The following is a 24,023-nucleotide window of genomic DNA, read 5'->3' as shown; positions in this document are numbered from 1 at the left end:
CGGGGCGACGCTCTCGAAGGGCGCCTTAAAGCCCTGAAGACGCCGTTTTAGGGGCGTTAAGGCGCCCTTCGAGATCCGTGGAGGCACGGTCGCGCGGGCGCGGGCGCGCTAGTAGAGTAATTCTCATGTCTGGCATCGTCCCGGGGGCGGACGCCGAAGTCTCAGACGCCATCGACCCCACATCCTTCGTGAAGACCTTCTCGCCGAGTGACGTGGTCACTCGGATCCGTCCGGGCGACATCCTGCGCTGGCCGCCTTTCATCTTCCCCATCGAGATCATCAGCCCGACCCACACCGTGGGCAAGGGCCGCACGAATCTGACCCTCATCGCATCCGACATCATGCAGACCGACACGTCGGGAACGCCGTACGCGTCGTTCACGTTCCGGCAGGTCCCCTCGGGAGGCCCGGGCGTGTCCGTCCACTTCGACCCGGGTGCGTACGGGGCGACGGCGGCGGCGGACTACGTCGTCTCCTTCCTCGTCTCCACCAGCGGGCCGGTCTCGCTGACCGTCGGCGGCTACGCCGGCCCCGGGACTGTCACCGGAGCCGGGGTGAAGACCGTGAACGGCAACGTCTCGGTCCAGGTGGGCCTGCACAACGTCCCGCCGGGCCAGGTCGTCTACGCCTCGATCCAGCAGACGTCGTCCGGCCCGTCGTGGTCGTGGTTCAACACCTGGATCGAGCATCCACCCCTCGTCTTCGAACCCTGAACGGATCCACAGGAACGTCGACGTCACGCCCCTAGACTGGCGGGCATGGCAGACAGCGACGCCCCGGCGGGCACGAACCCGTCGGCACCGCAGGACGATCGGGGACCGTCGATCCGGGCACGCTTCCTGAGACGCCGACGCGACCTGGAGGCGCCGCTCACTCCGGTCGACGAGTCGCTGCCCCGCGGTGTGCGCCTGGCCGGGGCGTGGTCGTGGCGCCTGCTGGTCATCGGAGCGGTCATCGCGGTCGCGATCTTCCTGATCGTGCAGCTGCGCCTCATCGTCGTGCCCGTCCTGATCGCGGTGCTCGTCGCGGCGCTGCTCGTGCCGTTCAAGGACTTCCTGCGCCGCCACCGCTGGCCGTCCTGGCTCGCGATCGTCACGGCGCTGCTCACGTTGATCGTCGTGGTCGGCGGCCTGTTCTACCTCGCCATCTGGCAGGTCACCCGGCAGAGCCAGGCCCTGCAGACACAGTCCGTGGCGGCGTTCGACCAGTTCCGCGCCTGGCTGACCACCGGACCGCTCGGACTCACCCCCGATCAGATCGACAGCGCGTTCCAGTCGATCTGGACGTCCATCCAGCAAGACAGCCAGGTCTTCATCTCGGGCGCGCTCTCCATCGGCTCGACGCTCGGACACGTGCTCACCGGCGCCCTGCTGACGCTGTTCAGCGTGCTGTTCATCCTGATCGACGGGCGCAGCATCTGGGGGTGGATCGTGCGGATCTTCCCGAAGAACGCGCGCGGCGCGGTGGACGGAGCGGGCCGGGAGGGGTGGACGACGCTCCGCAACTTCGCCAAGGTGCAGGTCCTCGTCGCCTCGATCGACGCCCTCGGCATCGGACTCGGCGCGTTCTTCCTCGGGCTGCCGCTGGTCATCCCGATCGCGGTGCTGGTGTTCCTCGGGTCGTTCATCCCGATCGTCGGCGCCGTGATCACGGGGGCGCTCGCCGTGTTCATCGCTCTCGTGTTCAAGGGCTGGGTCTTCGCGCTCATCATGCTCGGGATCGTCCTGCTGGTGCAGCAGATCGAGGGACACGTGCTGCAGCCGCTGATCATGGGCACCGCCGTCAAGGTTCACCCCCTCGCGGTGGTGCTCGCCGTCGCCGCCGGATCGCTGCTCGCCGGCATCCCGGGCGCCCTCTTCGCCGTGCCCTTCGTCGCGGTGCTCAACGTGATGGTCCACTACGTCTCGTCGGGCGCGTGGCGCACAGCGCCTCCGGAGGTCGTGGAGCCTCCGGCCGGAGCGATCTGGGAGACCGTCCCGCGTCCCCTGCGTCGCCCGTAGCCCGCGCCCGGTTCGCATACATCCGGCGGTATATGACCGCGAGTAGGCTGTGCGAGTGGACACCGCGACCGAATCGACGCGCACACCGTTCGCCGGCCCCAGCCTCGACGAGATCGAAGCCGCGCGCGCGATCGTGAGCCGGGTCGCGCAGCCGACGCCGATCGAGACATCGCGGTACCTCACCGACGTCATCGGCGCCCCCGTGATCCTCAAGTGCGAGAACCTCCAGCGCACCGGCTCGTACAAGATCCGCGGGGCATACCACCGGCTCTCGAAGCTGACGGCCGAGGAGCGCGAGCGGGGCGTCGTCGCCGCGTCGGCAGGCAACCATGCGCAGGGCGTCGCCTTCGCCGCCCGCGAGCTCGGCATCCACGCCACGATCTTCATGCCGGTCGGCGTCGCGATCCCCAAGTTCCAGGCGACGCGGGCGTACGGCGCCGATGTGGTGCTGAGCGGCAGCATCGTCGACGAGACGCTGCGCGCGGCTGCTGACTTCGCGGCCGAGACCGGCGCGGTGCTCATCCCGCCGTTCGACCACGCCGACGTGATCGCCGGTCAAGGCACTCTCGGCCTCGAGATCCTCGACGAGGTGCCCGACGTCTCGACCATCGTCGTCCCGATCGGCGGCGGCGGTCTCATCTCCGGTGTGGCGAGCGCGGTCAAGCAGCGCGCCGCCCGCGAGGGACGCACGATCCGGGTGATCGGCGTGCAGGCGGCCAATGCCGCACCGTATCCGGCTTCTCTGGAGGCCGGCGAACCGACCGAGATCGGGCTGGTCGCCACGATCGCCGACGGCATCGCCGTGAGCAAGCCGGGCATCCTCAACTTCGAGATCATCCGCGACGCCGTGGATGCGGTGGTGACCGTCACCGAGGACGACATGGCCCGCGCCCTGCTGGTGCTGCTGGAGCGCGCCAAACTCGTGGTCGAGCCGGCCGGAGCCGCCGGCGTCGCCGCCATCCTCGCGGGGCACGTGCAGCACGAGGGGCCCGGCTCGGTCGTGGCCATCCTGTCGGGCGGCAACATCGACCCGCTCCTGATGCAGCGTGTGATCGCCCACGGGCTCGCGGCCTCCGACCGCTACCTGCGGCTCTCGATCATGCTGCCCGATCGCCCGGGTCAGCTCGCCCGCATCGCCGAGATCCTCGCGGGGGTCAACGCCAACGTGGTGGAGGTGCTGCACACGCGGCACGGCAACGGGCTGCAGCTCAGCCAGGTCGAGCTCGTCGTCTCGGTCGAGACGCGCGGCACCGAGCATCGCCAGCAGGTCATCCAGGTGCTGCGCCAGGCCGGCTACGACCCGGTGCTCGAAGAGGAATAGCCCGGCCCGCTCCGAATACAGAAAACCGCTCGGATCCGATGTTCGGACGAGCGGTCTCCGGTATGCGGGGGTCGGTGGCGCCGTTACTGGCCGGTGTACGTCTCGACCTTGACGATCTCGACCGCGATCTGGCGGCCGTTGGGAGCCGTGTACTCGGTCGTGTCGCCGACCTTCAGGCCGAGGATGGCGGCGCCGAGCGGGCTCTGCTCGCTGTAGACCGGCAGGTCCGTCCCGGCCGCGATCTCGCGGTTGCCGATCAGGAACACGCTCTCGTCACCGGCGATGATCGCGGTGATGACGGTGCCGGGTTCCACGACACCGTGGCTCTGCGGTGCCTCGCCGACGGTCGCGCTGCGCAGCAGGTTCGTCAGCTGCACGATGCGGGCCTCGATCTTGCCCTGCTCGTCCTTGGCGGCGTGATAGCCGCCGTTCTCCTTGAGGTCGCCCTCTTCGCGGGCCGCCTCGATGCGCTTCGCGATCTCATTACGGCCGTTGACGCTGAGCTCCTCGAGTTCGGCCGAGAGACGGTCGTACGCGTCCTGGGTCAGAAACGTGACCTGAGACTCCTGGGACATGGTGAACTCCTTCGCGCCTGCGGTGCGAACCGCTTCGGCTGATTCCCGGCCGAAGCCGGTGGTGCAGTGCCGGTGGGTAAAGTAGACGCCCCGGCCTCGGCCGGGGCGTATCCAGAGAATGTTAGGTCAGCCAGCAGGTGTTAATCAAACCGGTGTTGCTCTGCGCGATGGTCCGGATGGTCTCGGTGTGCGTCGTCACGCGGGCGTCACTGGCGGGATAGCTGACGATCCGCCAGCCCACGATCGCGTAGTCCTCGTTGAGCGCCTGCAGTGCGCAGGTCACGCCGGTTCCCGGCTTCGTGTTGATGGTGAAGGTGATCTCGACGTGGTGGGCGTCGGGGATCGAGTACGCCGTGTCGGTCGTCTCGAGATCGGCCTGGTTGTTGTCCCAGCCGGCCCAGAACGCCCAGGCGGTGACGACGGCGAGGACGGCGAGGCCGCCCGCGGCGAGCAGCCAGCGATCGCGGCGGCGTCGGCCGGGGGTGCGGCCGTAGCGGGACTGGAGGGTGGGCGACTCGGGGGCGACGGACGGAGCCGGTGCTGACGGCTGGTGTGTCGTGCGTGCCATCGCTGTCGCCGTCTGCCTCTCGGTGCGCGTTCAGGCCCGCCGTCAGGGCGACGGTAGGCTGGAACAAGACTAGGAGACGAAGCTGTGAATCACGCTTCGCGCCCTGCTCGGCTCCCGACCTGAAAGCGAGCATCCCCCATGCCTCAGCTGTTGCTGAAGGCCGGCGTCTGGCTGGCCGCCACGCCGACCCCGACACCGAGCTCCGGCCCGAACGAGGACCAGGTGACGCCGGGCGTCGTGGGCTTCACGGTGACGTTCCTGATCGCGGTGGCCGCTGTGCTGCTGGTGATCGACATGGTCCGGCGCATCCGGCGCGTGCGCTACCGCGCCGAGATCGCGGAGAAGCTGGACGCCGAGCAGGCCGCCGAGCGCACCGACGACGAGAAGTAGTCGCCCTCGAGGCGGCAGATTCTGCGCCGTCTCGAGCGATCCACCCGCAGTTCGTGCCGCCTCGGCCGCCCGCGTCAGCCGTTGTAGGCGGGATGGAGGGCGATCAGCAGGGTCGCCGTCCAATGGCAGAGGAACGCGAGCACGGTCAGCGTGTGGAAGATCTCGTGGAAACCGAACACCCCGGGGAACGGGTTCGGGCGCTTGATGCCGTAGATCACCGCGCCGATCGTGTAGAAGACGCCGCCGACGCACACCAGCACCATCATCGCCACGTTCGCGTTCACCAGATCGACGATGTACATCATCGCCGCCCAGCCGAGCAGCAGGTAGATCGGCACGTAGAGCCACCGCGGGGCGGTGATCCAGAACACCCGGAAGCCGATGCCGAGCAGGGCGCCGCACCAGACGACGCTGAGCAGCACGATGCCCTTCTGCGGGGGCAGCGCCAGCACCGCGAGCGGCGTGTAGGTGCCGGCGATCAGCAGGAAGATGTTGGCGTGGTCGATGCGCTTGAGCACGACCTTCGTCCGCGGCCTCCAGTTGAACCGGTGGTAGAGCGCCGAGTTGCCGAACAGCAGCATCGAGGTCAGCATGAAGACCGCCGACGCCCACTTCGCCGGGGCGCCCTGGGCCAGGCAGATGAGGACGATACCCGCCGCGATGGTGACCGGGAACGTGCCGGCGTGGATCCAGCCGCGCCAGGTCGGCTTGATGTCGGCGGGATTCGCCGGGGAGGCGTCGAGCAGGGGGATGTTGGGCAGCTGCGGACCCCGGGAGTCGTCCTCCTTGACCGCGGCGTCGGCAGGCGGGAGGCCGGCGGCCGGCTCGGCGAGCAGCTCGGCGACATCCTCGGGCTCGGGGGTGTTACGCGGCGTCATGGAGCAAGAGTAGGGGAGACGGGTGGCCGGATGCTGGGAGACGTGCCCCGTGGGCCGCGCTAACGTAGCTGCGTGAGCAGACGGAGTTCCGAGACGGCCAATGGCCTGCTCTACGGGCTGTATCAGAAGCGGCTGCGGCGCTACCTCGCCGGGCTCGACCGGGAATCGCTGCCGCGGCACGTCGCGATGATCATCGACGGCAACCGACGGTGGGCGCGGCAGGCGGGGCTCACCACGGTCGCCCACGGTCACCGCGCCGGCGCGGCGAAGATGCGCGAGTTCCTGGAATGGTGCGACGACCTCGGCATGGAGGTCGTGACGCTGTACCTGCTCTCGTCGGACAACCTGACCAACCGCGACAGCTCCGAGCTCACCGACCTGATCGAGATCATCGCCCAGCTGGCGGACGACCTCTCCCGCTACCGCGACTGGCGCATCAAGCACGTCGGTTCGCCCGCCGGCCTCCCGCCGCGGCTCGTGGAGGCGCTCGCCGAAGCCGAGAAGCGCACGGCCGGCAGAACAGGCATGCACGTCAACCTGGCCGTCGGCTACGGAGGCCGCAAAGAGATCACCGATGCGATGCGCAGCATCGTCGCGGCCCACCACGCCGAGGGCGGCAGCCTCGAGACGCTGGCCGACCTCCTCACCCCGGATCTCATCGGCGCGCACCTCTACACCGGCGGTCAGCCCGACCCGGACCTCGTCATCCGCACGTCGGGCGAGCAGCGGCTGAGCGACTTCATGCTGTGGCAGAGCGCGCACAGCGAGTTCTACTTCGTGGAGGCCCTGGGTCCCGATCTGCGCGAGGTCGACTTCCTGCGCGCGATGCGCGACTATTCGCGGCGCCAGCGCCGCTACGGCTCCTGACCATCCGCCCGGCCGCCCCGGGTGAACCTCGGCGTGAAGCCGCTCCGCCCGGGCGTCGATTCGCCGTGGCCGCCGTGCGGCGGGCAGGATGGTGGCGGAGGTCAGGATGACGACGATCGAGGAGTTCGCCGCCGGATTCGGCGAGGAGCCCGGCTATCTCGACTACGGCCGCGTCGGCCCGCTGTCTCGGGCGGTGCACGCGGAGGTGCTCGGTCAGTACGAGATGCTCGCGAAGGCGCGGTTCGGCACCGTCGACCGGATGCACGCCGAGTCCGGTCGCGTGCGGGAGGCGGTCTCCGCTCTGACCGGTTTCCCCGTCGGGAGGATCGCGTTCCAGCCCAACGCGTCGACCGGCCTCATGCACGCCGCCTTCGGCCTGACCGGCGGCGAGGTGCTGCTGTCGCCCGCCGAGTTCCCCAGCGTGACCTATGCCGCAGCCCGTGCCGCTCAGGCCATGCACGTGGTGACGCCCGTGTGGCTCGAGACCGACCACGGCCGGGTCACGCCCGCGCAGATCAAGCAGCAGATCACCGACGCCACCAGCGCCGTGATGGTGAGTCTCGTCGACTCGCGAACCGGCTACCTCGCCGACATCGACGGCATCCGCCAGGTGATCGGGGACCGGCTGCTCATCGTCGACGCGATCCAGGGCTTCGGCGTGGTCGATGCGCCGTTCGAGGTGGCCGACGTGGTCGTCTCCGGCGGCCAGAAGTGGACCCGCGCCGGCTGGGGCACCGGCTTCCTCGCGCTCAGCGAGCGCGCGGTCGAGCACCTGACCCCGGTCTTCAGCGGGTGGGTCGGGACCGGTGCAGGCGAGCGGTGGGACGAGGTCGTCGAGCCGGCGCGCGACGCATCGGCCTTCACGGTCTCGAACCCCGACCCGGTGGCGGAGGCCCGCTTCGCGGCGGCGCTCGAAGAGGTCGCCGCCGTGGGCGTCCCGGCGATCTCGGCCGCGATCTCCGAGCTGGTCGAGCAGGTGATCGACCTGGCGGACGAGTTCGCCGTCCCGGTCGCATCGTCGCGCAACGCCGCCGAGCGCGCGGGCATCGTGGTGCTGGAGCCGTTGCCCGAGCAGCTGACCGTGCTCGCGGCCTCCCTGTTCAATCACGGCGTCACCGCCAAGGTCCGCGAGAGAAGTGCTCGCATCAGCGTGCACGCAGGGACGACGGAGGAGACGATCGACATGCTGCGCGCCGCGCTGACCTCCTACGCCTCCGCGACCTGATCGCGCGCCTCCCACAACTGGGGGCGAATGTTCACCTGACCGAAACACGACACGCGGTCGACGGGACCCGCGCTGTCGGACGTGCGGCGTACGTTCGACTCATCGGGCACGGCGCCCGATCGAGACGGCCACATAAGTTCGTTTCGGAACCCACTGGCCGGCTCGCCAAAGTATCCGCCGGCTCTCGCGGAAGCGGAGCGGCGGGGTGGGAGTGGTCGTGGCTGAATCAGGAACCCGGCAGTTCGAGTCGGCATCGAGCGGTATCCGTCAGAGCGAGCGCACGTACGTGCTCGACACATCGGTGCTGCTGTCCGACCCCAAGGCGATCTTCCGGTTCGCCGAGCACGCTGTCGTCATCCCTGTCGTCGTCGTGAGCGAGCTGGAGGGCAAGCGGAACGACCCGGAGATCGGGTACTTCGCGCGGCAGGCGCTGCGCAACCTGGACGACCTGCGCGTCCAGCACGAGCGGCTCGACTTCCCGATCCCGGTCGGTGACGGCGGCTCGCTGCGCGTGGAGCTCAACCACTCCAACATGTCGGTGCTCCCGAGCGGGATGCAGCTCGGCGACAACGACTCCCGCATCCTGGCCGTCGCGATGAACCTCGCGAACGACGGTCTGGCCGTCACGGTGGTCTCCAAGGACCTCCCGATGCGTGTCAAGGCCTCGTCGATCGGCCTCGCCGCCGAGGAATACCGGCACGAGCAGGTCGTGGACAGCGGATGGACGGGACTCGCGGAGATCTCCCTCGGCAGCGACCAGATGAGCTCGCTTTACGAGAACGAGTGGATGCGCACCGGGCAGGTCGACGGCCTCCCGGTGAACACCGGGCTCATCGTGCACTCCGACCGCGGTTCGGCACTCGGGCGCGTCGTCGCCGACGGCGAGCTGAAGCTCGTGCGCGGCGACCGGGACGTGTTCGGTCTGCACGGCCGCAGCGCCGAGCAGCGCCTGGCGATCGACCTCCTGCTCGATCCGGAGGTCGGCATCCTCTCGCTCGGCGGTCGGGCCGGCACCGGCAAGTCGGCGCTCGCCCTGTGCGCCGGTCTGGAGGCCGTGCTCGAGCGGCAGCAGCACAAGAAGATCATGGTCTTCCGCCCCCTCTACGCCGTCGGCGGCCAGGAGCTGGGCTACCTCCCGGGCGACCAGGGCGAGAAGATGAACCCCTGGGGACAGGCCGTGTTCGACACGCTCGGTGCTCTCGTGTCGCAGAACGTGCTGGACGAGGTTCAAGATCGCGGCATCCTCGAGGTGCTGCCGCTGACGCACATCCGCGGCCGTTCGCTGCACGACGCGTTCGTGATCGTCGACGAGGCGCAGTCGCTGGAGCGCAACGTGCTGCTGACGGTGCTGAGCCGCGTCGGGCAGAACTCGCGTGTCGTCCTGACCCACGACGTCGCGCAGCGGGACAACCTGCGGGTCGGCCGGCATGACGGCGTCGCCTCGGTGATCGAGACGCTGAAGGGACACCCGTTGTTCGCGCACATCACGTTGACGCGGTCGGAGCGCTCCGCGATCGCGGCGCTGGTGACGGAGATGCTGGAGGCCAACGAACTCGCCTGAGCTGCCGCCGCCCGGCCGTGATGAAGGGTCGGGTGAAAGAACCCGCCACATTCTGGGCGATTCTAGGATTCAGGTATTCGCTGTGGAATCGTGATCTCGCCAGAGACCCGCGCCTAGCGTGGGGCCATGGGGGAAACAACGATCCGGATCGCCCTTGCGGCCGGTCTGGGCGTCGCACTGCTGGGGGCACGCGACGCCGGACCGGCCGCAGTCGGGGCGCTGTACGTCGCCACGGTGACGACAGCGCTGGTGCAGTACGACCTGCGCGAACGGCGGCTCCCGGATGCGCTGGTGCTGCCCGGTCTCGCCTTCGTGGCCGTGGGGGTGGTCTGGAGCGCGCTGGGCGGAGGCCGCGGCCTGGAGGTGCCGGTCGCAGCGGTGGTGTGCGCGCTCGGCGTGCTGGTGGCGTTCCTCGTGCTGGCATCCGGTGGCGGGCTCGGCATGGGCGACGTGAAGCTCGCGATGCTGCTCGGGGCGGCTCTGGCCGCAGTCGTGGCGGAGCGCGCGCCGCCGGGAGGAGGGCTCGGGATGCCGGGCGCGGGCGCCGCGGTGGCCGCCGCCGGGGGAGCCGTCGTCGCCTGGGCGGTGGCTTCGCTCGTGCTCGGCGGACTTGCGGCCGGGGTGATGCTGGCCTCCGGTGCCCGGAGACCGGTCGCCGCTCCTACCGAGCTGCCGTTCGGGCCGGTGCTGCTTGCGACGTTCTGGACGGTCGCACTCTCGTGGTGAGCGACGACGAAGCGCCCCTTCCGCACGGCGCAGGCCGAGCGAAGAAGGGGCGCCTCGATGGAGTGCGGAGCGCGGTGCGGGCTCAGCCCGGGTGGGTCATGCTCAGCACGTCGAGCGCCGAATCCAACTGCTCCTCGGTGACCTCGCCGCGCTCGACGAAGCCGAGGTCGATCACGGCCTCCCGCACGGTCATACCCTGGGCGACCGCGTGCTTGGCGACCTTGGCGGCCGCCTCATAGCCGATGACGCGGTTGAGCGGCGTCACGATCGACGGGCTCGACTCCGCGAACGCGCGAGCGCGGTCGAGGTTGGCCTCGAGACCGGTGACCGTCTTGTCGGCGAGCACCCGGCTGGCCTGGGAGAGAAGGCGGATCGACTCGAGCAGCGCGGTGCCCATGACCGGGATCGCGACGTTGAGCTCGAAGAGACCGGAGGCACCGCTCCAGGCGATGGTCGCGTCGTTGCCGACGACACGGGCGGCGACCATCAGCACGGCCTCCGGGATGACCGGGTTGACCTTGCCCGGCATGATGGAGGAGCCCGGCTGCAGATCGGGGATGTGCAGCTCGCCGAGGCCGGTGTTCGGGCCGGAGCCCATCCAGCGGAGGTCGTTGCAGATCTTGGTGAGGCTGACGGCGATGGTGCGCAGGGCACCGGAGGCCTCCACCAGCGCGTCACGGTTGGCCTGGGCCTCGAAGTGATTGCGCGCCTCGGTGATCGGCAACTCGGTCTCGGCGGTGAGCAGCTCGATCACCAGCTGCGGGAAGCCGATCGGGGTGTTGATGCCGGTGCCGACAGCGGTGCCGCCGAGCGGGACCTCCGCCACGCGCGTCAGCGCCGCCTGCACGCGCTCGATGCCGTAGCGGATCTGCGCGGCGTAGCCGCCGAACTCCTGGCCGAGGGTCACCGGTGTGGCGTCCATGAGGTGGGTGCGGCCCGACTTGACGGCCGTCGCCCAGAGCTCGGCCTTCTCCTCGAGCGCCACAGCGAGGTGGTCGAGGGCGGGGATGAGGTCGTCGATCAGCGCGCCGGTGACGGCGATGTGCACCGACGTGGGGAAGACGTCGTTCGACGACTGCGAGGCGTTGACCTGGTCGTTCGGGTGCACCGGCCGCCCCAGACGCCGGGTGGCGAGCGTCGCCAGCACCTCGTTCATGTTCATGTTGGACGACGTGCCGGAGCCGGTCTGGTACACGTCGATCGGGAAGTCCCCGTTGTGGGCGCCGCTGACGACCTCGTCGGCGGCCGCTGCGATGGCCTCGGCGACGTCGGCGTCGAGGACGCCCAGACGAGCGTTGGCGAGCGCGGCCGACTTCTTGATGCGGGCGAGCGCGGCGATCTGGGCCGGCTCGAGAACCGAACCCGAGATCGGGAAGTTCTCGACGGCGCGCTGCGTCTGCGCACCGTAGAGGGCGGCTGCGGGAACCCGCACCTCGCCCATCGTGTCGTGCTCGATGCGGTAATCGGTACCCGACTGGGTGTCCACCACGGTGTGTTCTTCCTTTCTGAGCCCGAGCGCGTCAGCGCCCGAGCGATGGGTCGGCGACCGGTTCGGCCATACCGACGACGGCGTCGGGAACGACCCGGCCTTCTTGGAGCCGGTAGTTCGCCCCGACGATGGCGAGGAGGTTGGCGGCGACGGCGTCGCTGAGGATCTCCGAGCGTGCGAGCAGTTCGGCGACGGTGTCACGCAGGTGCTCCTTGCCGACCTCCGACGCATCGACCGTTGCCGGGTCGACGTGCTGGTCGGCCGGGGTGCCGGCGACCCGGTGCACCGCCGGCAGGATCGGCGAGATGAGCTGCGCGATGTGCGGCGGCAGCGGGTCGGCGTCGGCGCCCTGGGAGGCGATGGCGGAGGCGACGGCGCCGCACGCGTCGTGGCCGAGCACGAGGATGAGCGGCACGTTCAGCACGGCGACGGCGTATTCGAGGGAGGCGATCGCCGAGTCGGACGCCACCTGGCCGGCGTTGCGCACCACGAACGCGTCGCCGAGGCCGAGGTCGAAGATGATCTCGGCCGCGAGCCGGGAGTCGGCGCAGCCGAAGATCGCGGCGACCGGGTGCTGGCCCTCGGCGAGGGTCGCGCGCCGCTCCACGTCCTGACGCGGGTGCAGCGGCGTTCCGGACACGAAGCGCTCGTTGCCGGCCAACAGTTCTTTCCAGACGCGTCCGGGACGGGTCGTGGGCATCTACTTACCTCCTGGGGTCGGGGATCCGAGGGCGTGCAGCTGGCCGGCCAGCGAGGACGCGACCGTGGTGAACTCGTCGTCGGCAGCGGTGCCGTAGACGACCACGGTGCTCCTGCCCGCGGTCGTGGCCAGCGCATAGGCGACATTGCCCGCGTCGGAGCCTGCCGAGCGGTTGTCGTACACGTCCCACTTCACGCCGTCGATCTCCCGGGTGCCTGCGATGTGTGTGCGGTTCACCTGGTCGGCGACCCAGCTGTCGTTGGCGCCGAATCCTTGGACGACGCCGATGTACTGGCCCTTGGGCGTCAGGAGCCCGATGTACCAGGCGTCGACGTTGTCGGACGTCTTGGTGCGCAGTTCCGCGCTGTTCGACTTCCAGCTGGACGGCAGCTGCGGAACGAGCAACCGGTCGGGCTCGCTGCCCTGAGCCTGCTGCGCGACCGCGGCGTAGTCGACGGCGGGGGCCGTCGAGGTCGGGTTGCCTCGCGGCACGACGAGGACGATCAGGACGACCAGGGCCACCGTCGCGATGAGCGAGTAGACCAGGTTGTTGACCGTCTGCCGGTTGCGGTGGTTCGCCGAGTCCTGCGCCTTGCGTGCGGCGGTCTCCTCCGGCGTCTCCGGTCGGCCGAGCTCGGCCACGACGGCCGGCGCCTTGGTGCGTGGGCTCATTCGCCGGGCGCTCCTGAGGCTGCGGCGGCCGCCCCGGCGCGAGCCGCATCGAGCCGGGCCTTCGCGCCGATCAGCCACTCCTCGCAGTGGCGCGCCAGCGCCTCGCCGCGCTCCCAGAGGGCGATCGACTCCTCCAGGGTGATCGAGCCCTGCTCCAGCTCTCCGACGACGCGGATGAGCTCGTCGCGCGCTTCTTCATAGCTGAGCGCACTGATCTCGGGAGTGGGCATGGTGACCATTCTATTTGTCTCGCTGGGCGGCCGCTGGGTCGCCCGCTGTGTCGTCTGCAGGCTCGCCTGCCGGATCGTCGGCGCCTCCGGTCGCGGGCGAGGGGAGACGCTCGCCGGCCGTGGCGGCGAACGCGCCCGCCGCGACCGTCACCCGCAACTCGGCGCCCTCCGGAGCCTCGGCCGGCGAGCCGACGACGTGGCCCTGCGCGTTCTGCACGATCGCGTAACCGCGGTCGAGCGTGCCCTGCGGCGAGAGCGCCCGCAGCCGGCCGCGCAGATCGGCGATGCGGGTGGTCTCCCGATCGGCTCGGCGCTCGACCAGCTCGGCGCCGCGGGCGACCTGCCGGGTGAGCTCCTGCGCACGCGAGTCGATGATCCAGCCCGACGACGCGAGTGCCGGGCGGGTGCGCAGGTGGCCGATCCGGTCGATCTCGTGGTTGATCAGGTGCGTGAGCCGCAAGCCGATTCGCGAACGGGCCTGCTGGACGCGCGCGAGCTCCTCCGCCACGTCGGGCACGACCCGCTTCGCGGCGTCGGTGGGGGTGGAGGCGCGCAGGTCGGCCACCTCGTCCAGCAGCGGGCGGTCCGCTTCGTGACCGATGGCGCTCACGATCGGCGTGCGGGCGTCGGCGGCGGCACGCACGACCCGCTCGTCGCTGAAGCCGAGTAGATTCTGGAAGTCGCCGCCGCCGCGGGCGACGATGATGACCTCCACCTCGGGATCGGCGTCGAGCGTGCGGATGGCGGTCACGACCTCCACCGGCGTCCTGTCGCCCTGAACGGCGGCGTGCACGACCCGGAACCGCACCTGCGGCCAGCGCAGCTGGGCGTTGCGCAGCACGTCCTTCTCGGCGTCGGAGTCCTTGCCGGTCACCAGGCCGATGGTGTGCGGGAGGAAGGGGAGGCGCCTCTTGCGCTCGGCCGCGAACAGGCCTTCGGCCGCCAGCTGCGCGCGCAGGCGCTCCAGCCGCTCCAGCAGGTCGCCGAGGCCGACATGGCGCATGTCGGAGACCTGCATGGTGAGGCTGCCGCCCTTGACCCAGTAGTTGGGCTTGACCGCCGCGATCACCCGGTCGCCCTGCTTGAGGTCGGCGGGGATGCGCGCGCGCACCGACGACCAGATCGTGAACGAGATCGTGGCGTCTTCGCGCAGGTCTTTGAGCTTGCCGTAGACGTTGCCGCCGGACACGCCCCACTGGGTGATCTCACCCTCGACCCACGCGGTGCCGAGGCGGTCGATCCAGCCGCGGATGCGGTCGGCGAGCAGCGCGACGGGCCACGGGGCGTCGAGGGTCGGCGGCCCGGGCGTCATCGTCGGCGCGTTCGTCGTCGGCGTGCTGCCTGCGACCTGTGCCACCCGGCCTCCCATTCGTTCTTCAGCGCGCTCCGCGTACGATCGAGGAGTGAGCGACGCGACCATCAGCCTCCCCATGCCCCGGATCCCCGTCAAGCGGGATGCCGGTGCGCGCGGGCGGCTTCAGGATATCCCGGTCCAGGGACACAAGCGCGTGCTGCTGGCCGCCCCCCGCGGCTACTGCGCCGGAGTCGACCGGGCCGTGGTGGCCGTCGAGAAGGCGCTCGAGCACTACGGCGCCCCGGTCTACGTGCGCAAGCAGATCGTGCACAACGTGCACGTGGTCTCCGAACTCGAGCAGCAGGGCGCGATCTTCGTCGACGAGGTCGACGAGGTGCCGACCGGCGCGCACGTCGTGTTCTCCGCCCACGGGGTGTCGCCCGCGGTCGTCGACGCGGCCGCCGACCGCGGCCTCCTCGCGATCGACGCCACCTGCCCCCTGGTCACGAAGGTGCACCGGGAGGCCGTGCGCTTCGCCCGCGACGACTTCCAGATCCTCTTGATCGGCCACGAAGGCCACGAAGAGGTCGAGGGCACGGCCGGCGAGGCTCCCGAGCACGTCACGCTGGTCAACGGCCCCGACGACGTCGACCGCATCGAGGTGGAAGACCCCGACAAAGTGGTCTGGCTGTCGCAGACCACGCTGTCGGTCGACGAGACCATGGAGACCGTGCGCCGCCTCCGCGAGCGCTTCCCGAACCTGCAGGACCCACCGAGCGACGACATCTGCTACGCGACCCAGAACCGCCAGGTCGCGATCAAGAAGGTCGCAGAACACGCCGACCTGGTGATCGTCGTGGGCTCGGCCAACTCGTCCAACTCGGTGCGCCTGGTGGAGGTCGCGCTCGAATACGGCGCGAAGGCCGCCTACCGCGTCGACTACGCCAGCGAGATCCGCCAGGAGTGGCTCGAGGGTGTCGCGACCGTGGGGGTGACCAGCGGTGCATCGGTGCCGGAGGTGCTCGTCCGGGAGGTCCTCGACGACCTCTCCGGCGCCGGCTACTCCGAGGTGCAGGAGGTCAAGACGGCCGAGGAGGACCTGATGTTCTCGTTGCCGAAGGAGCTGCGCAGAGACATCAGCGGCAAGCAGGACGCTCGCGCGCTCGGCGGCCGCGGGCGCTGAGCCCTGAGCCACGGCAGACCGGACCGGAGGTCGCGCCGTCGCGCGTGCTCACGCGTGCAGCGTGCGTGACGACGCGGGGTCGGCGGCGGCCGAACCGCCGAAGGCCGGATGATACGCGGGAGGTTCCGCGAGTTCTGCGACGTCGGCGACGACCACCGACACGTTGTCGCGCGCGCGGTGCCGCAACGCGAGGGCGATGAGCGCGTCCGCCGCATCCTGCGGGGTCTCCGCGGCCACGAGCGTCTCGGCGACCTCGGTCGCCGGCACGTAGTCGCTGAGCCCGTCGCTGGTCAGCAGCCACCGGTCTCCGCGGCGCAGGGGCTCGGTGGCCACGTGCAAGGCGGCGGCGTCTTCGGGATCACCCGCCAGCACGTGCGTCACGACGCTCCGCAGGGGGTGGTCGGCGACGTCGGCCTCGGCGATGGCGCCGGTGGCCAGCAGCTCGCTCACGAGCGAGTCGTCCTCGGTGATCTGCGCCAGGGCGCCGTCGCGCAGGCGGTAGGCGCGTGAGTCACCGGTGTGCGCGACGAGCGCACGCTCCCCGTCGGAGAACAGGCCGACGAGCGTCGTCGCCATCCCTGTGAGTGCGGGGTCCATCCGCACCCGCAGCGCGAGATCGGCGTTCGCGACGGCGATGAGCTCCCGCAGGCGCTCCTCGCCGGGCAGGCGGCCCTCCGTCGCATCCAGCATCGACGCCAACCGGATCGCCACCGTGGCCGATGCCACTTCGCCCGCGGCGTGACCCCCGACACCGTCGGCGACGAACGCCGACCACGCCGACACGTACAGCGAGTCCTCGTTGCCGTCGCGGTAGTCGCCGCTGATCGACGCCTGCCCGGTCGCGAAGCCCAGCGGAGCGGGCGGCGCCGGCGGGATGCCGGAGACGATGTCGTCGGCGTTCCCCGCGATCCACTGCATGAGCGGGAGCAGGCGATCCGTGACCTCCCTGCCCCGGCCGGTCAGGCTGTAATCGACGCGCGGCGGCACCGTGGGCTGCGCCGTGCGGAGGACGAAGCCGTCCTTCTCCAGCGTGCGGAGGGTCTGCGCGAGCATCTTCTCGCTGATGCCCTGGACCGTCCGCCGCAGCTCGCCCCAGCGCAGGTCGCTGCGGGCGAGGGCGACGAGCACGAGCACGCCCCATGTGCTCGTGACGTGGTTGAGCACGATGCGCGACGGACACTCCGAGGGGAGCACGCCGTCGGTGAAGCCGAGGGCCTCGAACGACGGGAATCTGGTGTCCACGTCAGTAACTTACCGAAAAGTGGGTACCTCCGACAGGGAAGTATCCCCGGCTCCCGCGGGTTGCGGAGGACGACACCAACGAAAGGAACCACCCATGACCATCGTCGTCACCGGAGCAACCGGACAGCTGGGCCGGCTCACCGTCGACTCCCTGCTCGAGCGCGGCGTGCCCGCCGCCGACATCCGCGGCCTCGGCCGGAGCGCCGAGCGCCTGGCCCCGCTCGCCGCGCTCGGCGTGCAGACCGCCGTCATCGACTTCGAGCAGCCGGAGACCCTCGACGACGCGTTCGCCGGCGGGGACGCGCTGCTCCTCGTATCGGGATCGGAGGTCGGCAAGCGCATCCCGCAGCATCGCAACGCCATCGAGGCGGCCGTGCGGGCGGGCGTCGGGCGCATCGTCTACACGAGCGCCCCGCACGCGGCCGACACCGACCTGATCCTGGCGCCGGAGCACGCCGAAACCGAGCGGCTGCTGACCGAATCCGGTCTCCCCGTCACAGTCCTGCGCAACAACTGGTACACCGAGAACTACACCGGTCAGGTCGACATCGCCGCCGCCACGGGCGAGCTGGTCGGCAGCGCGGCGGGCGGCCGGGTCGCCAGCGCCTCCCGCAAGGACTTCGCCGAGGCCGCTGCCGTCGTGCTCACCACGGACGGCCACGAGGGGGCGGTGTACGAGCTCGGCGGCGACGTCGCGTGGACCTTCGACGATCTCGCCGCGACGATCGGCGACCTGCTCGGACGGCCGGTCTCCTACCGGTCGGTCACTCCGGAGGCGCACGCGGCGGCGCTGCGCGAGGCCGGACTCGACGAGGGCACGGCCGGGTTCGTGGTCGCGCTCGACGGGAACATCCGTGACGGGGCACTGGCCGAGGTGACCGGGACGCTGAGCGAGCTGATCGGCCGCCCGACCACTCCGCTGGCCGCCGGGCTGGCCGAGGCCAGGGAGGCCGACGCCGCCGCGTGACCGACTACGCGGACACGCCGGGTGTCGGCGTCGGCGCCGGGGTCGTCGGAAGCGGCGAGCCCGGCGCCGGCGTCGGCGAGATCCCGCTGTAGAAATCGAGCAGCACCGGGTCGGTCGAGAAGATCACGCCGAGGATCACGAAGAGCGTGACGAGCGCAACGACTCCGGCGACCAGCGGAATGTAGAAGGCCAGGCGCTTGTGCACCAGCAGCCAGACCGACAGGCCGGCCGAGATCGCCCAGATTCCTGCCATCGCGATCGTCCCGGCCGTGATCAGGGGGCCGACGGACGGGTCCTGCACGTAGGCGCCGAGATTCTGCGACGAGTGCAGCAGCGCCATCGCCGCGGGCAGCGCCTGGAGGGTGCCGATCGAATAGGACATGCCGAAGAAGCCGATCACCAGCATGACGACGGTGAAGGCGAGGTTCCACCGCGGCGCGTCGGAGCGCAGCTGCGGACCGGCCCCGTACGGACCGCGGCCGTCCGGTGCCGGCCCGGCCTGCGGCGGCGCGGCAGGCTGCTCGACCTCCGACGCCGCAGGGCTGTGATGCGTCGTGTCGAGTCGGTCGGCGTCCTGCGGCGGACGCCACACCCAGCCGGGAGGGGCGAGCTCGCCGTACTGAGGGCGCGGACGTTCGTCCGGCCGCTTCTCCGGTTCGTGCTCGCTCATCCCCCCCTGCCTTACGGACTACTTGCCGGAGTGCCCGGCGCTGCCCAGCTGCTGCGTCGCCTCGATGACGCGGGCAGCCATGGCGGTCTCCGCCACCTTGCCCCACGCGCGCGGGTCGTACAGCTTCTTGTTGCCGACCTCGCCGTCCACCTTGAGCACACCGTCGTAGTTGGAGAACATGTAGCCGGCGATCGAGCGGGTGAAGGCGTACTGGGTGTCGGTGTCGATGTTCATCTTCACGACGCCGTTGCGGACCGCCTCGGCGATCTCCTCGTCGGTCGAGCCGGAACCGCCGTGGAAGACGAGGTCGAGCGGCTTCGGGCCGGTGCCGTACTTGGCGGCGAGGCCGTCCTGGATCTCCTTGAGGAGTTCCGGGCGCAGCTTGACGTTGCCCGGCTTGTACACTCCGTGCACGTTTCCGAAGGTCAGCGCGGCCATGTAGCGGCCGTTCTCGCCGAGGCCGAGAGCCTCAACGGCCTGCTCCACGTCGCCGAGGGTGGTGTAGAGAGCCTCGTTGGAGCCCTCGTGGCGCACGCCGTCCTCCTCGCCGCCGACGACGCCGATCTCGACCTCGAGGATGGCGTTGATGGCCTTGGTGCGCTTGATCATCTCCTGCGCGATCTCGAGGTTCTCGGCCAGCGGCACGGCCGAGCCGTCCCACATGTGCGACTGGAAGATCGGGTTGCGGCCGGCGCGGACCTCCTCCTCGGAGGCGGCGATGAGCGGAAGCACGAAGTCGTCGAGCGCGTTCTTGGGGCAGTGGTCGGTGTGCAGGGCGACGGTGACCGGGTAGTTCTTGGCGACCTCGGTGGCGAACTTGGCGAACGCGAGCGCGCCCGTCGCGCGGGCCTTGACCGTCTGGCCGGCGAAGTAGTCGGCGCCACCGGTCGTGACCTGGATGATGCCATCGCTGCCGGCCTCGGTGAGGCCCTGGAGCACCGCGTTGATCGTCTGCGACGACGAGACGTTGAACGCGGGGTAGGCGAACCCGCCGGCCTTCGCCTTGTCGAGCATCTCTGCGTACTGGTCCGGCGTGGCGATGGGCATTGCGGCTCCTTGGGGATCGGGGTGTCGAACGGGACTCATCATACCGAGGCGGCCGGTGCCGCCTGCCGCCGGAGGTGTGGACGAACGTTCACCATGCGACCGGCGCGTCGGGACCATCCCCTGGATACACTGGCATCGCCGTCGTCCGGCGGCTGACACCGTCGTTCGTCTCGCCGGTGCCGCACTCGATTCGTCCGGGAGGACCCATCATGACCAGCACCGACACCGCGTCCCTCTTCCTGCATCCCGATCGGAACCTGGCGATGGAGTTGGTGAGGGCGACCGAGGCGGCCGCGATCCGCGCCACGCCGTGGATCGGGCGGGGCGACAAGAACGCCGCCGACGGCGCTGCGGTGGACGCGATGCGCAAGTTCCTCGGCACGGTCAACTTCGACGGGCTGATCGTGATCGGCGAGGGCGAGAAGGACAACGCCCCGATGCTCTTCAACGGCGAGCACGTCGGCAACGGCCGCGGCCCCGCGTGCGACATCGCCGTGGACCCGATCGACGGCACGTCGCTGACGGCCGCGGGCCGCCAGAACGCGCTGTCGGTGATCGCGGTGTCCGACCGCGGAACGATGCTGGACGCGTCCAGCGTGTTCTACATGGACAAGATCGTCACCGGGCCGGAGGGCCGCGGGGTCGTGGACCTGTCGCAGCCGATCGGCGACAACATCCGGGAGCTGGCGAAGGCCAAGGGCAAGCCGGTCGGGGAGATCCGGGTGGCCGTGCTCGACCGCCCGCGGCACGAGGGACTCATCGAGGAGATCCGCGCGGCCGGCGCCGGCACCCGGCTCATGCTCGACGGTGACGTGGCGGGCGGCATCAACGCGGCGCGCTACGAGTCGCGCATCGACATGTGCGTCGGCATCGGCGGCAGCCCGGAGGGCATCACCACCGCCTGCGCGATCAAGGCGATCGGCGGGTTCATGCAGGGCCGTCTGGCGCCGAAGGATGATGCCGAGCGCGCGGGCGGCATCGCCGCCGGCCTCGAGATGGACCGCATCTACGGCGCGGAGGACCTGGTGAAGGGCGACAACACGTTCTTCGTCGCGACCGGCGTCACCGATGGCGGCCTCGTAGAGGGTGTGCGGCGCAAGGGCCCGATCATCCGCACCGAGTCGATCGTGCTGCGCTCCAAGTCGGGTACCATCCGCCGGGTCTCCGCCGATCACCTCGCGGAGAAGTGGCTCTCGCCCGACGAACTCTGAGCCTCCGAATCCGCCAGCCGGTCTTCAGGCGGCGCCGGTCTCCGCGTCGCTCGCGTCGGCGCGCTGCTTCTCTTCGAGCGCGAGCTTGTCGATGCCGTGCATGTCTCGTGCGTCGTCGGCGGAGAGCTCCGCGCGGGCGCGCACCTCGGCCTGCGCCTCCAGCTCGTTCACGAGCTCGAACGCCGTGAGTTCGCGCGGCGCCTCTTCGATGCCTTCGAGGACGCCGATCACCTTGGACTCGTCGAGGGTGCCCAGCTTGCGTGCCGCCGGGAAGACCTGACGCTCGAACGAGCCGACGAAGCCGTTGTAGTCCTTCACCGTGCGCTCGATCGACCGGCCGAGCTTCTCGATGTGGCCGGCCGTCGTGCTGAGGCGCCCGTAGAGGGTGCGGCTGAGATCGAAGAGCTCTTTGGCCTCCTTGGTCAGGACGTCTTGCTGCCAGCTGAAGGCGACCGTCTTCAACACCGACCACAGCGTCACGGGCGACGCCAATGCGACCCGCTTGCCGAAGGCGAATTCCATGATCGACGGGTCGGCCTCCATCGCCGAGGAGACCAGCGACTCGCTCGGGATGAACGCGATCACCAGCTCGGGGGAGGACTCCAGGCCCGTCCAGTAGGCCTTGCTGCCGAGCGTCGTGATGTGGTCGCGGACCGCCTTGACGTGCTGCTTCAGCAGGGCGTCGCGCTGCGCCCCTTCTGTTCCGGTGGCGGTCGCGGGGATCTGGCTGGCCTCCAGGTAGGCGTTGAACGGGACCTTCGCGTCGAGGGCGATGCTCTTGCCCCCGGGGAGCCGGATGATCATGTCCGGTCGACCGGCGCCCGACTCCGAGTGGATGCTCGACTGCACGTCGAAGTCGACGCGCTCGATCAGCCCTGCGGCCTCCACCACGCTGCGGAGCTGCGTCTCGCCCCACACACCTCGGGTGCTGTTGGAGCGCAGTGCGGACGCCAGCGACTCGGCCGTGCTGCGCAGCCGCTCCTCGGACTCGGCCGCCGAGCGGAGCTGCTGGGCGAGCTGGCCGTGCTGCTGGTGGCGCTGCGTCTCGAGCTCGACCACCTTGCGCTGCATGTCGGTGAGGCTCTCGCGGACGGGCGCGAGGGCCTGGAGCACCTTGCTCTCGGCGCGTTCGCGTTCGGTCTGGGCCAGCGCTTCGGCCCGGTGTCGCTGCTCCGTCTCGCGCAGCTGCTCCTGCACGCCGCGCAGCTGCTCCTGCAGTGCGTCGACGCGGGTGTCGGCCGCTGCGAGCTCGGCGCGGAGTTGCGACTGGACGGTGGCCTCCGCCGCGCGCACCTCGAGCAGTTCCTTCTCGTGCCGGGCGGCGACCACCACGGGGCTCTCGGCCGGTTCGGCGGCCGCATCCCGTGCGCGCAGCAGCCGCGTGACGGCGAGACCCGCGGCCGCGGCGCCGACGACGAGGCCGATGAGGAGGCCGAGGAGGAGTGCGAGCGTGTCCATGGCCTCAGTGTGGCAGGGGCCGCCGACACCGGCTGCGAAGGGCGGCGGGCGGGGCGCGAAATCGTCCCGCCCCGCCCGCCGATGCGCAGGCTCAGCGCGTGAACCGCGCCTTCAGCTCAGCCTCCAGCGCCTCCAGACTGCGTCCGCGCGTCTCCGGCAGGAAGCGGGCGACGAAGATCACCGCACACACCCCGACGGCGGCGAAGAGGAAGAACGTCGGGGAGATGCCCAGGCCGTCCACCAGCTGGGGAAAGAGGAAGCCGACCGCGAAGTTCGTCAGCCAGAGGACGAGCGCGGCCAGGCCGAAGGCGGCGCCGCGGATCCGCGCCGGGAGGATCTCGGCCAGCATCAGCCACGTGACCGGGGAGACCGCGCCCTGCTGGAAGGCGAGGAAGGTCACCGTGAGCGACAGCACGACGAAGGGCAGCGCGGGAGACCCGGCGAGCAGCGCCGAGGCTCCACCGACCAGCAGCAGCGACGTCGTCGTGCCGATGAGCCCGGCGATCAGGAGCGGGCGACGCCCGACCCGACCGAGCAGTGCGATTCCCACGAACGTCGCCAGCACCGAGATCACGCCGTTGGCGATCTGGCCGACGAGGGCGCCCTGCTGATCGAAGCCGGAACGCTGCAGGATCTGGACGCCGTAGTACATGATCGAGTTGACCCCGGTCAGCTGCTGCACCATCGCGATCCCGAGGCCGATCAGGAAGACGCGGCGGACCCACGGCACCGCGAGCTCGCGCAGCAGCGGAGTGCGCGCGGCGCGTTCGTCGTGCCGGTGGATCTCCGCGGCCTCGCGTTCGGCCTGCTCCGCGGAGCGGATGCGGCGCAGCACGGCGACACCCTCGGCGAAGCGGCCGTGCAGGATGAGCCAGCGCGGGCTCTCCGGCACGACCAGCATCCCGAAGAACAGCACGACGGCCGGCAGCGAGGCGACGACCAGCATCCACCTCCACACCGCCGCGTGATCGGGGATCGCCGCGGCGAGCACGGCGTTGACGACGAAGGCCGCCAGCTGACCGGAGACGATCATCAGCTCGTTCTGCGTCACGATGCGCCCTCGGCGTGCCGCGGGGGAGAGCTCGGCGAGGTACATCGGCACCACGACGGAGGCGCCGCCGACGGCGAGCCCGAGGGTGAACCGGGCTGCGATCATGATGCCGATCCCGGGCGCGAAGGCGCAGGCGAGGGCGGCGGCGAAGAAGATCACCGCGAGGCCGGCGATGAGCCGGCGCCGTCCGCGGCGGTCGGCGATGCGGCCGCCGGCGAACGAGCCGAGCGCGGCGCCGACGAGCAGCGAGGAGACGACGGTGCCCTCCTCGAGCGGGGTCAGCGGCCGTTGATCGAACTGCATGAACGGCAGCGCCCCGCTGATGACGCCCGTGTCGTAACCGAACAGGAGGCCGCCGAATGTGGCCAGCACGGCGATCCGCCGCAGGAAGCGCCGTGCGCGGGGGTCGTCGGCGCGCGAATCCTGAGCGAGGTCGGCCGGGGGTGGATCGGTCTGCGGGTCGGTGGTCTGCCTGGTGGTGGCCTGCGTGTCGGTGGTCTGCGGGTCGGGGGTTGCGGTCATCAGCGCTCCTTCGCGGCTTGTCGATATGTCTGGACATTAGGACCAGATGCGCGAAGTTGCAACGCTTGTATTCCTGAGGGGTAAATACCCGATCAGCGACGCGTCGAGTCGACGGGGTCGCGTGGGCGCGGCCCACGGTTCCGCTCGGCCCACTCGATCCGGCTCGGCCGGGCCGA

At 70.4% G+C, this 24,023-nt stretch carries 24 protein-coding genes and 1 pseudogene; 11 read left to right on the top strand and 14 right to left on the bottom strand.

The annotated features are described in order from the left end of the window. Nucleotides 1-125 precede the first annotated feature (125 nt). The 3 genes from Q0Q23_RS09415 to ilvA are packed head-to-tail and all read left to right on the top strand — an operon-like array spanning nt 126 to nt 3,321. On the top strand, nt 126-713 hold the full coding sequence (locus Q0Q23_RS09415; RefSeq protein WP_295122384.1) for a hypothetical protein: 588 nt from the start codon (nt 126-128) through the stop codon (nt 711-713). Nucleotides 714-758: 45 nt separating this feature from the next. Continuing rightward, on the top strand, nt 759-2,000 hold the full coding sequence (locus tag Q0Q23_RS09410) for an AI-2E family transporter (RefSeq protein WP_295122382.1): 1,242 nt from the start codon (nt 759-761) through the stop codon (nt 1,998-2,000). Nucleotides 2,001-2,055: 55 nt separating this feature from the next. Further along, a complete protein-coding gene (ilvA, locus tag Q0Q23_RS09405; RefSeq protein WP_295122380.1) occupies nt 2,056-3,321 on the top strand; it encodes a threonine ammonia-lyase in 1,266 nt (421 codons plus the stop codon). Nucleotides 3,322-3,404: 83 nt separating this feature from the next. Here the strand turns inward: ilvA and greA are convergent, their stop codons facing one another. Further along, on the bottom strand, nt 3,405-3,896 hold the full coding sequence (greA, locus tag Q0Q23_RS09400) for a transcription elongation factor GreA (protein WP_295122377.1): 492 nt from the start codon (nt 3,894-3,896) through the stop codon (nt 3,405-3,407). Nucleotides 3,897-4,017: 121 nt separating this feature from the next. After that, on the bottom strand, nt 4,018-4,464 hold the full coding sequence (locus tag Q0Q23_RS09395; RefSeq protein WP_295122375.1) for a DUF4307 domain-containing protein: 447 nt from the start codon (nt 4,462-4,464) through the stop codon (nt 4,018-4,020). A gap of 138 nt (nt 4,465-4,602) precedes the next feature. Here Q0Q23_RS09395 and Q0Q23_RS09390 point away from each other — a divergent pair, with 138 nt between their 5' ends. Then, nucleotides 4,603-4,854 carry a hypothetical protein gene (locus Q0Q23_RS09390; RefSeq protein ID WP_295122373.1) on the top strand — a complete coding sequence of 84 codons (252 nt, stop codon included), beginning with the start codon at nt 4,603-4,605 and terminating at the stop codon, nt 4,852-4,854. A gap of 74 nt (nt 4,855-4,928) precedes the next feature. Here the strand turns inward: Q0Q23_RS09390 and Q0Q23_RS09385 are convergent, their stop codons facing one another. Further along, nucleotides 4,929-5,732 (bottom strand): hemolysin III family protein, encoded by an 804-nt coding sequence (locus Q0Q23_RS09385; protein WP_295122371.1) that lies wholly within the window; start codon nt 5,730-5,732, stop codon nt 4,929-4,931. A 72-nt stretch (nt 5,733-5,804) separates the two neighbouring features. Here Q0Q23_RS09385 and Q0Q23_RS09380 point away from each other — a divergent pair, with 72 nt between their 5' ends. The 4 genes from Q0Q23_RS09380 to Q0Q23_RS09365 all read left to right on the top strand — a co-directional run bounded on the left by Q0Q23_RS09380 (nt 5,805) and on the right by Q0Q23_RS09365 (nt 10,111). After that, entirely contained in the window at nt 5,805-6,599 is a 795-nt protein-coding gene (locus tag Q0Q23_RS09380; RefSeq protein ID WP_295122369.1) for an isoprenyl transferase, read from the top strand. A gap of 106 nt (nt 6,600-6,705) precedes the next feature. Next, on the top strand, nt 6,706-7,824 hold the full coding sequence (locus Q0Q23_RS09375; protein WP_295122367.1) for an aminotransferase class V-fold PLP-dependent enzyme: 1,119 nt from the start codon (nt 6,706-6,708) through the stop codon (nt 7,822-7,824). 217 nt (nt 7,825-8,041) lie between these two features. Next, nucleotides 8,042-9,385, top strand: coding sequence for a PhoH family protein (locus tag Q0Q23_RS09370; protein ID WP_295122365.1), 1,344 nt, complete (start codon nt 8,042-8,044; stop codon nt 9,383-9,385). A 126-nt stretch (nt 9,386-9,511) separates the two neighbouring features. Next, nucleotides 9,512-10,111 carry a prepilin peptidase gene (locus tag Q0Q23_RS09365; protein WP_295122363.1) on the top strand — a complete coding sequence of 200 codons (600 nt, stop codon included), beginning with the start codon at nt 9,512-9,514 and terminating at the stop codon, nt 10,109-10,111. A gap of 82 nt (nt 10,112-10,193) precedes the next feature. Here the strand turns inward: Q0Q23_RS09365 and Q0Q23_RS09360 are convergent, their stop codons facing one another. From Q0Q23_RS09360 to xseA, 5 genes are read right to left on the bottom strand one after another with little or no spacing between them, the layout of a single operon-like run. Then, nucleotides 10,194-11,600, bottom strand: coding sequence for a class II fumarate hydratase (locus tag Q0Q23_RS09360; protein WP_295122361.1), 1,407 nt, complete (start codon nt 11,598-11,600; stop codon nt 10,194-10,196). Nucleotides 11,601-11,631: 31 nt separating this feature from the next. Continuing rightward, nucleotides 11,632-12,300 carry a carbonic anhydrase gene (locus tag Q0Q23_RS09355; RefSeq protein ID WP_295122359.1) on the bottom strand — a complete coding sequence of 223 codons (669 nt, stop codon included), beginning with the start codon at nt 12,298-12,300 and terminating at the stop codon, nt 11,632-11,634. After that, nucleotides 12,301-12,972 carry a DUF4245 domain-containing protein gene (locus Q0Q23_RS09350; protein ID WP_295122357.1) on the bottom strand — a complete coding sequence of 224 codons (672 nt, stop codon included), beginning with the start codon at nt 12,970-12,972 and terminating at the stop codon, nt 12,301-12,303. Next, the gene (locus tag Q0Q23_RS09345; protein ID WP_295122355.1) at nt 12,969-13,202 is read right to left on the bottom strand and encodes an exodeoxyribonuclease VII small subunit; all 234 of its coding nucleotides are present in this window, start codon (nt 13,200-13,202) and stop codon (nt 12,969-12,971) included. The genes Q0Q23_RS09350 and Q0Q23_RS09345 overlap by 4 nt, the downstream gene beginning before the upstream one ends. Before the next feature lie 10 nt (nt 13,203-13,212). Then, nucleotides 13,213-14,514 (bottom strand): exodeoxyribonuclease VII large subunit, encoded by a 1,302-nt coding sequence (xseA, locus tag Q0Q23_RS09340; RefSeq protein WP_295122433.1) that lies wholly within the window; start codon nt 14,512-14,514, stop codon nt 13,213-13,215. Nucleotides 14,515-14,632: 118 nt separating this feature from the next. On the opposite strand from xseA, the gene Q0Q23_RS09335 reads away from it, so the two are divergent. Further along, nucleotides 14,633-15,679 carry a 4-hydroxy-3-methylbut-2-enyl diphosphate reductase gene (locus Q0Q23_RS09335; RefSeq protein ID WP_295122431.1) on the top strand — a complete coding sequence of 349 codons (1,047 nt, stop codon included), beginning with the start codon at nt 14,633-14,635 and terminating at the stop codon, nt 15,677-15,679. A gap of 48 nt (nt 15,680-15,727) precedes the next feature. Here the strand turns inward: Q0Q23_RS09335 and Q0Q23_RS09330 are convergent, their stop codons facing one another. Next, complete coding sequence (locus Q0Q23_RS09330) at nt 15,728-16,531, bottom strand: PP2C family serine/threonine-protein phosphatase (protein WP_363316250.1); 804 nt, start codon at nt 16,529-16,531, stop codon at nt 15,728-15,730. Between the two features lie 27 nt (nt 16,532-16,558). Next, nucleotides 16,559-16,921: pseudogene (locus tag Q0Q23_RS09325) on the bottom strand (helix-turn-helix domain-containing protein); the annotation flags it as partial. 94 nt (nt 16,922-17,015) lie between these two features. On the opposite strand from Q0Q23_RS09325, the gene Q0Q23_RS09320 reads away from it, so the two are divergent. Beyond that, nucleotides 17,016-17,888 carry an SDR family oxidoreductase gene (locus Q0Q23_RS09320; RefSeq protein ID WP_295122353.1) on the top strand — a complete coding sequence of 291 codons (873 nt, stop codon included), beginning with the start codon at nt 17,016-17,018 and terminating at the stop codon, nt 17,886-17,888. Between the two features lie 4 nt (nt 17,889-17,892). Here the strand turns inward: Q0Q23_RS09320 and Q0Q23_RS09315 are convergent, their stop codons facing one another. Beyond that, nucleotides 17,893-18,558 (bottom strand): DUF6264 family protein, encoded by a 666-nt coding sequence (locus Q0Q23_RS09315; RefSeq protein WP_295122351.1) that lies wholly within the window; start codon nt 18,556-18,558, stop codon nt 17,893-17,895. An 18-nt stretch (nt 18,559-18,576) separates the two neighbouring features. Continuing rightward, entirely contained in the window at nt 18,577-19,605 is a 1,029-nt protein-coding gene (gene fbaA, locus Q0Q23_RS09310) for a class II fructose-bisphosphate aldolase (protein WP_295122348.1), read from the bottom strand. Between the two features lie 209 nt (nt 19,606-19,814). Between fbaA and glpX the strand changes: the two genes are divergently transcribed. Continuing rightward, entirely contained in the window at nt 19,815-20,816 is a 1,002-nt protein-coding gene (gene glpX, locus Q0Q23_RS09305; RefSeq protein WP_295122346.1) for a class II fructose-bisphosphatase, read from the top strand. 24 nt (nt 20,817-20,840) lie between these two features. Here the strand turns inward: glpX and rmuC are convergent, their stop codons facing one another. Beyond that, the gene (rmuC, locus tag Q0Q23_RS09300; protein WP_295122344.1) at nt 20,841-22,274 is read right to left on the bottom strand and encodes a DNA recombination protein RmuC; all 1,434 of its coding nucleotides are present in this window, start codon (nt 22,272-22,274) and stop codon (nt 20,841-20,843) included. A 91-nt stretch (nt 22,275-22,365) separates the two neighbouring features. After that, on the bottom strand, nt 22,366-23,847 hold the full coding sequence (locus Q0Q23_RS09295) for a sugar porter family MFS transporter (RefSeq protein WP_295122342.1): 1,482 nt from the start codon (nt 23,845-23,847) through the stop codon (nt 22,366-22,368). Between the last annotated feature and the right edge of the window lie 176 nt (nt 23,848-24,023).

This window comes from uncultured Leifsonia sp. (assembly GCF_945957465.1).
GTDB lineage: Bacteria > Actinomycetota > Actinomycetes > Actinomycetales > Microbacteriaceae > Leifsonia.
This window is presented reverse-complemented; position numbering and strand designations above follow the sequence as displayed.